At 61.3% G+C, this 6495-nt stretch carries 7 protein-coding genes; 5 read left to right on the forward strand and 2 right to left on the reverse strand.

What is annotated here, in order from left to right:
- Positions 1-83 precede the first annotated feature (83 nt).
- From MTBLM5_RS15190 to MTBLM5_RS15200, 3 genes are all read left to right on the forward strand, one after another.
- Entirely contained in the window at positions 84-326 is a 243-nt protein-coding gene (locus MTBLM5_RS15190) for a FeoA family protein (RefSeq protein ID WP_173976917.1), read from the forward strand.
- A gap of 36 nt (positions 327-362) precedes the next feature.
- Positions 363-2477 carry a ferrous iron transport protein B gene (gene feoB / locus MTBLM5_RS15195; RefSeq protein WP_173976918.1) on the forward strand — a complete coding sequence of 705 codons (2115 nt, stop codon included), beginning with the start codon at positions 363-365 and terminating at the stop codon, positions 2475-2477.
- A gap of 253 nt (positions 2478-2730) precedes the next feature.
- Positions 2731-2880, forward strand: a complete 150-nt coding sequence (locus tag MTBLM5_RS15200; RefSeq protein ID WP_160295504.1) for a hypothetical protein — start codon at positions 2731-2733, stop codon at positions 2878-2880.
- Between the two features lie 79 nt (positions 2881-2959).
- Here MTBLM5_RS15200 and MTBLM5_RS15205 read toward each other — a convergent pair whose 3' ends face one another.
- Both MTBLM5_RS15205 and mamG read right to left on the reverse strand, forming a co-directional pair.
- Complete coding sequence (locus tag MTBLM5_RS15205; protein ID WP_085372066.1) at positions 2960-3295, reverse strand: hypothetical protein; 336 nt, start codon at positions 3293-3295, stop codon at positions 2960-2962.
- 11 nt (positions 3296-3306) lie between these two features.
- Entirely contained in the window at positions 3307-3846 is a 540-nt protein-coding gene (gene mamG / locus MTBLM5_RS15210) for a magnetosome protein MamG (RefSeq protein WP_231920781.1), read from the reverse strand.
- Between the two features lie 404 nt (positions 3847-4250).
- On the opposite strand from mamG, the gene MTBLM5_RS15215 reads away from it, so the two are divergent.
- Together MTBLM5_RS15215 and MTBLM5_RS15220 are read left to right on the forward strand one after the other, a co-directional pair.
- Positions 4251-5171 (forward strand): hypothetical protein, encoded by a 921-nt coding sequence (locus MTBLM5_RS15215; RefSeq protein ID WP_173976920.1) that lies wholly within the window; start codon positions 4251-4253, stop codon positions 5169-5171.
- Positions 5168-6331, forward strand: a complete 1164-nt coding sequence (locus MTBLM5_RS15220) for a protein kinase family protein (RefSeq protein ID WP_173976921.1) — start codon at positions 5168-5170, stop codon at positions 6329-6331. The genes MTBLM5_RS15215 and MTBLM5_RS15220 overlap by 4 nt, the downstream gene beginning before the upstream one ends.
- Positions 6332-6495: the final 164 nt, after the last annotated feature.

Genomic DNA, 6495 nt, shown 5'->3' on the forward strand with positions numbered 1-6495 from the left:
AAGAACGATCCTTTGCCATGAAGAGAAAACTGTATTAAACTGAGAGGCATTCGCATTCTTATGCGCGTGCCAAGGAGCGGAATATGGATATGGACCGTGTTACCCTTGCCGACCTTCGCCCCGAGCAGCAGGGTGAGATCGTCGAGATCGAAACCGAGGATGGCGTTTTCAAGCGCCGTATGCAGTCGCTTGGAGTGGTGTCCGGTACCGCTGTAACCCTGGATCGCTCTGCCCCGCTCGGAGATCCTCGCATCTACAGCCTGATGGGCTACAGCCTGGGCCTGCGCAATGCCGAGGCCCGGCAGATCCGCATTCGTTTGAAATAGTCACCCCATCCGACATCGCTTCAAGGGTAGCCGTATATGAAATCCCCCGTCACCGTGGCATTAGTGGGTAACCCCAATGCCGGTTCCACCAGCTTGTTCAATGCCCTGACAGGCGCCCAATCCGCCGTCGCCAACTATCAGCGGGTGACGACCTCTTTGAATGTGCGCGAGATCACCCATGGCGGGGTTCCCTTACGCATCGTCGATGTGCCGGGCATTTTTTCCACCTCGTCGCAATCGCCGGAGGAGAAGGTCGGCTGCGACTATATTCACGGCGAGGAACCCGACATCATCGTCAACGTGCTGGATGCCGGCCATCTGGACCGCAGCCTGTTCCTGACCACCCAGCTGATCGAGACCGGGCTTCCCCGCATCACCGTGCTGAACATGATGGATGAGGTCCGCCGGGCCGGTATTCGCATCGACACCGCCCTATTGGCCTCGGCCCTCGGATCGCCGGTGGTGGAGACCTGCGCCCTGAAGAAGGAGGGCATCGACGCCCTGCTGGACGCGGTGGCGGCCATGGCCTCGACAACTCCCGCCGCCGCCCCGTTACGGCTGCACTATGACAGCCATCTGGAGGCGGCCATCGAGCGCGTCCAGCAGCATCTGTCCAAGCTGCCCCCCCAGGAGCTGAGCCCGGTGCGCTCGCGCTGGCTGGCCATCAAGATGCTGGAAGGCGATGACGAGGTTCTGCGCCACGAAAGCAACCACGTCGAACTGGTCGAGGAGATCAAGGGCGAGCAGACCGCCCTGGCCCACGAGCATGATGAAGACACCGCCAGCCTGTTGGCCTCGGCCCGCTTCGCCTTTTCCAACGGCCTGCTGCGCGAAGTCCGTCAGCAGGAGGGCGATCCCACCGCCGGGTTCAAGCTGACCCGTATCCTCGACGATTTCTTCCTGAACCGCACTCTGGGCCTTCCCCTGCTGCTGGGCATCCTGTGGGTGATGTTCGAGGCGACCTTCAGCCTGGGAGCCATTCCCACCGACTGGATCAAGGCCGGGGTGCAACTGGCCACCGATCTGGTGGACAAGACCCTGCCCGAGGGCATGTTCCATGATCTCGTGGTCAACGGCGTCATGGCCGGCGTCGGCGGAACCATCGTATTCCTGCCCAATATCGTCATCCTGTTCTTCTTCATGGCCATCCTCAGCGGCACCGGCTATCTGGCCCGCGCCAGCTTCCTGATGGACCGGGTGATGCACCATTTCGGCCTGCACGGCACCACCCTGATCCCCATGGTGGCCGGGTTCGGCTGCAATGTCCCCGCCGTCATGGCCACCCGCGTCATCACCAATAAGCGGGCACGGCTGATCGCCATGCTGATCGCGCCGTTCATGAACTGCTCGGCCCGACTGCCGGTCTTCATCCTGTTCGCCGGAGCTTTCTTCGCCGATATGGCCGGGACCGTGGTCTTCGCCATGTATATGCTGTCCCTCGCCGCCGCCATGGTGTCGGCGGTGTTGCTGAACCGCATCATCCCGGGCAGCGGTGGTGACGCCTTCGTGATGGAGCTACCGCCCTATCGTCTGCCGACACTGCATTCGGTGCTGCACCATATGTGGGACAGCGCCCAGGGCTTTGTCGCCAAGGTAACCGGCGTCATCCTGGTGGGTTCTATCGTGATCTGGTTCCTCCAGGAATTCCCCCGCGATATCACCTATTCCCAGGATTTTGAGACAGTCATCGCCGAACAGACCGCGCTTCCCGACAGCCCGGAAAAGGAAACAGCGCTGAAGACGCTGAAAAGCGCCCAGGCGCAGGAGAAACTGGAAAAGAGCTATCTGGGGCGTTCGGCCATCGCGGTGACGCCGCTGTTCCAGCCGCTGGGCTTTTCCTGGCGGGATTCGGCGGCCATCATGACCGGCTTTGTCGCCAAGGAAGTGGTGGTGGCGACCTATGCCGTCATCTATGCCCAGGAGAAGGGGTCGGACCAGCTGACCGAGACCTTGAGGGGCGCCATGCCGCCCGCCACGGCCATCGCCTTCATGATCTTCACCTTGCTCTACGCGCCTTGCCTGTCCACCATCGCCATCATCGGCAAGGAGGCGCAGAGCTGGCGTTGGGCCGGGTTCTCGGTGGCCTATTCCCTGACCTTCGCCTGGCTGCTGGCCCTGGCCGCCAGCCGGATCGGCGGGACATTCTTTTAGGTCTTGTTCTGGTGGCGGAGTTGTTCCGCCGCCCCTTGATGAAAGAAGCGTTGCGCCATGGCTTGGGGATCACTCTGGGATATAGGCGCCATTACCGTCGTGGGAGCGGGGGCGGCCTTCGTGGTCATCCGTCATCTGTGGCGGATGTGGCGGCCGTCCGACGGAGCGTCGTGTGGCGGCGGATGCAGTTGCGGCGCCAAGAGAAACGGCGGCCGCGCCGATTGCGGCTGACCCCCGCCATGGGGATGCGGCAATGATCTCTCGCGATCAACTGCCTCGGAACGGCAGGCTGAAGATCGGTATTCTGCTGGGGCTGGCTGCCGTGGCCATGGGCATTATCGAAATTGTCGATAACGGCCCCGCCTTGCTGTGCGGCACCCTCGATTGGTGGCGCCGTATGTGACCGCAAACGCCCCACAAAAACGACGACGCCGAGATGACCCCATGGAGTCATCTCGGCGCGGCGGATTCGTTCAGCAGTCTCAGATACGGTCGGCGATATATCCGACCAGCGGCAGCTTCCAGGCGCGGCGGAACGCCACCGAGGCCAGCCCGGCCACCGACAGCACGAGAACCAGCATGGACGAGAAGCCGAAGAACCACTTTCCGATGCCGGGAATTTCCAGCACGAACATGGAAAGGACCGCGATCATCCACAGCACCAGCCCTTGCTTGGCATGGAACTGAACGTATTCGTCATCCTTGTTGCGCATCAAAGGCACAAAACAAAGAATGCCGAGATAGCTAAGTGCAGCCATCACCAGGGGCTTGTAACTGGTTCCGGTTTCTTGCGACAACCCGATAGTCTGTGCGGTCATTTCGTCCTCCCTCAGACGGCTTCGGCCGCAGCCGGCTCGGCATTGCGGTTCTTGTAATATCCATAGAGGGCGATGGCGCCCGCCACTCCGACCACGCCCAGCAGCACCGGCCCCCAGGCGCCCAGACCCAGGCCGAGGCCCAAGCTGACGCCCTTAGCGGACAGCATGGCGCTGCTGCTGGTTGCGGCGGCGATGGGGCTGGCCGTGACCGAAGCACCGGTAGCGGCACCCGCCGCGGCACCGGCTCCACCGGCGGCAACCATGGCCTTGCCCTTGACGCCGGTCGCGGCGACCTTGGTGGCTGCGCCGGTCCCCTTGGCGGCCATGGCAGCCTGATTGGCGCCACCAGCAGCCGTCTTGGCCCCGGCGGCCTTCATGCCCGCGGCCTTGGCGGTCACCGCTTCGCGCTCAACCTCTGCTGCGGCAGCCTTCGCCGCACCGGTCTTGGCCGCAGCGCCATTGGCGGCGCCGGCCTTGGCCCCACCGGCCTTCATGCCGGCGGCCTGAGCGGCGCCCTCACGTTCGATTTCCGGAGCCGCCGCGGCAGCCATGGCCGCGCCGCCAGCGGCGGGAGCTGCTGCGTTCGCGGCGGTTCCACCAGCCATGCCTGTTGCCATCTGTGCTGCCATAACCTAACTCCTCTGGGAAAGAGACAAATACATACTTGTGTTGTTGCACAAATTCGCCTGCTCGACAATAGTCTGCAAGCGGATAACAATGCTTCATCAGCAAAAGAGGTTAATAATCACTCTCATGTTCGCACTTTTGCCGTCAGCACTTCATGCTGTTTTGTCCAAGAATTTGATGGAGCCATAGTCTTTGCTAAAGTGATGGCGCGTAGATTCAGGGCCTCCGGTTGTTCCATGATCAAGGCTCCGGATATGACCTGATTTTGCCGGTAGAGATCCCCTCCAGCGTAAATCCTACCGTTGTTCAACCACAGGAGACGTGATCCGTGGCCTATTCACAGGAAATCAGCCGCGACCAGCGCGGCGCCTTTATCTTTCTGGTGGATCAATCTAAATCCATGAACACCACCTTCGGTGTCGATGATAACGGCCAGACAATCAGTCGGGCCCAGGTGGTGGCGGATGCGCTCAACCGAACCCTCGACGAACTGATCAACCGCTGTATGCGTGATGAAGGTGTCCGAGACTATTTCGACATCGGCGTCATCGGCTATGGGCGTACCAACCGCGCCGAGTTCTGCTGGCTGGGGAACCTTGCCGGGCGCAGCTTGGTGCCCATCTCCGAGGTGGCGGAAAACGCCGATACCATCGAGGAAGAAACCACCATCATGGTTCGCGGCCAGCCGGTGGTCGAGCGGGTGGCAGTTTCGCGTTGGGTGGCGCCGGTGGCGGTGGAAAGCACCCCGATGAATGGAGCTCTGCGCTTGGCGCAGTCGATCCTGGAACCCTGGATTTCCGCGAACCCCGGGTCATTCCCCCCGGCCGTCATCAACATTACCGACGGCATGGCCAACGATGTGGACAGCGACGAAGAACTTCTGGCGACCGCCCGACGGTTGACCGGGCTGAAGACCAATGACGGCCACGTCCTGCTGATGAACTGCCATATTTCCGGTGGCGACGACGCGCCGGTGGTGTTCCCGTCCAGCGCCGGCCAACTGCCCGACGACACCTATGCCCGCCTGCTGTTCGAGATGTCGAGCGAGTTGTCGGGCCGTCATCGCGCCATCATCTGCGAACTATTTGAGCGCGACCTGAAAACCACGCCGACCCTGCGCGGCATGGCGTTCAATGCCGATGCCATCGCACTGGTCAAACTGCTCGATATTGGCACCCGGCCGGCCATCGTTTTTAATCAAGCCGCCGAGGATTCTTCGCGGGACCGGGCAACGGAGTTCGAACAGTGACGTTCCCCGTATTGGCGGACTACAAGGCGGCGCTTTCCAACGCCAAGGCTCGGTTCGCCACTCTCCAGGTAACGCCGTTTAAGGATTCCCGAGGCCACCCGCAGTTTCTCGCCGGAAACTTCGCCGGGGTGTTCCGGGTCACCGATTCCGAGGGATCGCTCTTGGCGATCAAGTGCTTCATCCGTGATCTACCCGATCTGGAGCGCCGCTACCAAGCAATCTCCGGCTTCGTTGCTGCCAGCGGCTCACCCTATATGGTTCCGCTCCGGTTTCACCGCGACGAACTCTACGTGACGTCGTCCATCGCCAGGCACGGTGAATATCCGGTCATCAGCATGCCGTGGGTCCCTGGTCGCACTATCGGCGCCTTGGTCCAGACCCTGTGCGATAGCGACAAGCGGGGCGGCATCGCAGGCTTGAGCCGGGCCTGGGCGCGGCTTTGCCTGGATCTGCTGAACCGTGGCGTGGCCCATGGCGACCTTAAACACGACAACATTCTGATCGGACCTGATGGTCGGCTGAAGCTGATCGATTACGATTCCATGTATCTTCCTGAACTGAGCGGGCTTCCCTGCACCTTGCTCGGCAGCATCAATTTCCAACACCCTGAGCGCAACGAGACGCATTTCGACGCGACGCTCGACCACTTCTCCATGCTGGTGATGCAACTGTCGTTGCGGGCCTTGGTGTTCGATCCCGGATTGCTCAAGCACTGCCACAGTGGCGAGAACCTCATCTTCACCCGGTCGGATTTCCTCAATCCGCAAGGCTCGGAACTGTTTCAGCGGCTTTCAGCCTTCGATGACCTTTACGTTCGCGATTGGGCGGCACGGCTTGCGCTGGCCTGTGGATCGAATTCCATCCGCATACCGTCGATCAAGGCGATTTTATCTGCGGCCGCAGGGCTGGACATGAGCCCGGTAACCGGAGGTCTGAGGTGGCTTCTCTATCGGGTGTCCAGTGGAGCGCCCAATATCACTCCCAATGCCCGGCCGAAGCCTGCCGTTCCCAGTCCTTCTGATCGCTCCAAGCCGGTGATTGCCAACCGAGACGACGATCCGATCAATCGCCTGAGAAAGCTGAAGACCGCCCTCGACGAGGGCCTGATCAGCCAGGCCGATTACGACGGGCAGAAGGCCAAGATCATGGAAAATTTCTGAGTGACCCGACTATCCTGACACTCTGGCCCATCACAATGGCGGGCGAAGTCTGATATTAGGGCACCTCGAAAAATCCCGCCCTCCGGCGATGATGGGATAGAATCCGGACAAGTTCAATGGGCTGGGATAGCGACGATGGGCCAGATGGGTTTCTTCGATATCTG

The sequence above is a fragment of the Magnetospirillum sp. LM-5 genome, from assembly GCF_902729445.1.
Classification (GTDB): Bacteria; Pseudomonadota; Alphaproteobacteria; order Rhodospirillales; family Magnetospirillaceae; genus Magnetospirillum.

Excerpts from the sequence above, each read along its gene's own strand:
- MTBLM5_RS15200 (WP_160295504.1), top strand. The coding sequence starts at position 2,731 with ATGATCTCTCGCGATCAACTGCCTCGGAACGGCAGGCTGAAGATCGGT.
- feoB (WP_173976918.1), top strand. The coding sequence starts at position 363 with ATGAAATCCCCCGTCACCGTGGCATTAGTGGGTAACCCCAATGCCGGT.
- MTBLM5_RS15205 (WP_085372066.1), bottom strand. The coding sequence starts at position 3,295 with ATGACCGCACAGACTATCGGGTTGTCGCAAGAAACCGGAACCAGTTAC.
- MTBLM5_RS15190 (WP_173976917.1), top strand. The coding sequence starts at position 84 with ATGGATATGGACCGTGTTACCCTTGCCGACCTTCGCCCCGAGCAGCAG.
- mamG (WP_231920781.1), bottom strand. The coding sequence starts at position 3,846 with ATGGCTGCCGCGGCGGCTCCGGAAATCGAACGTGAGGGCGCCGCTCAG.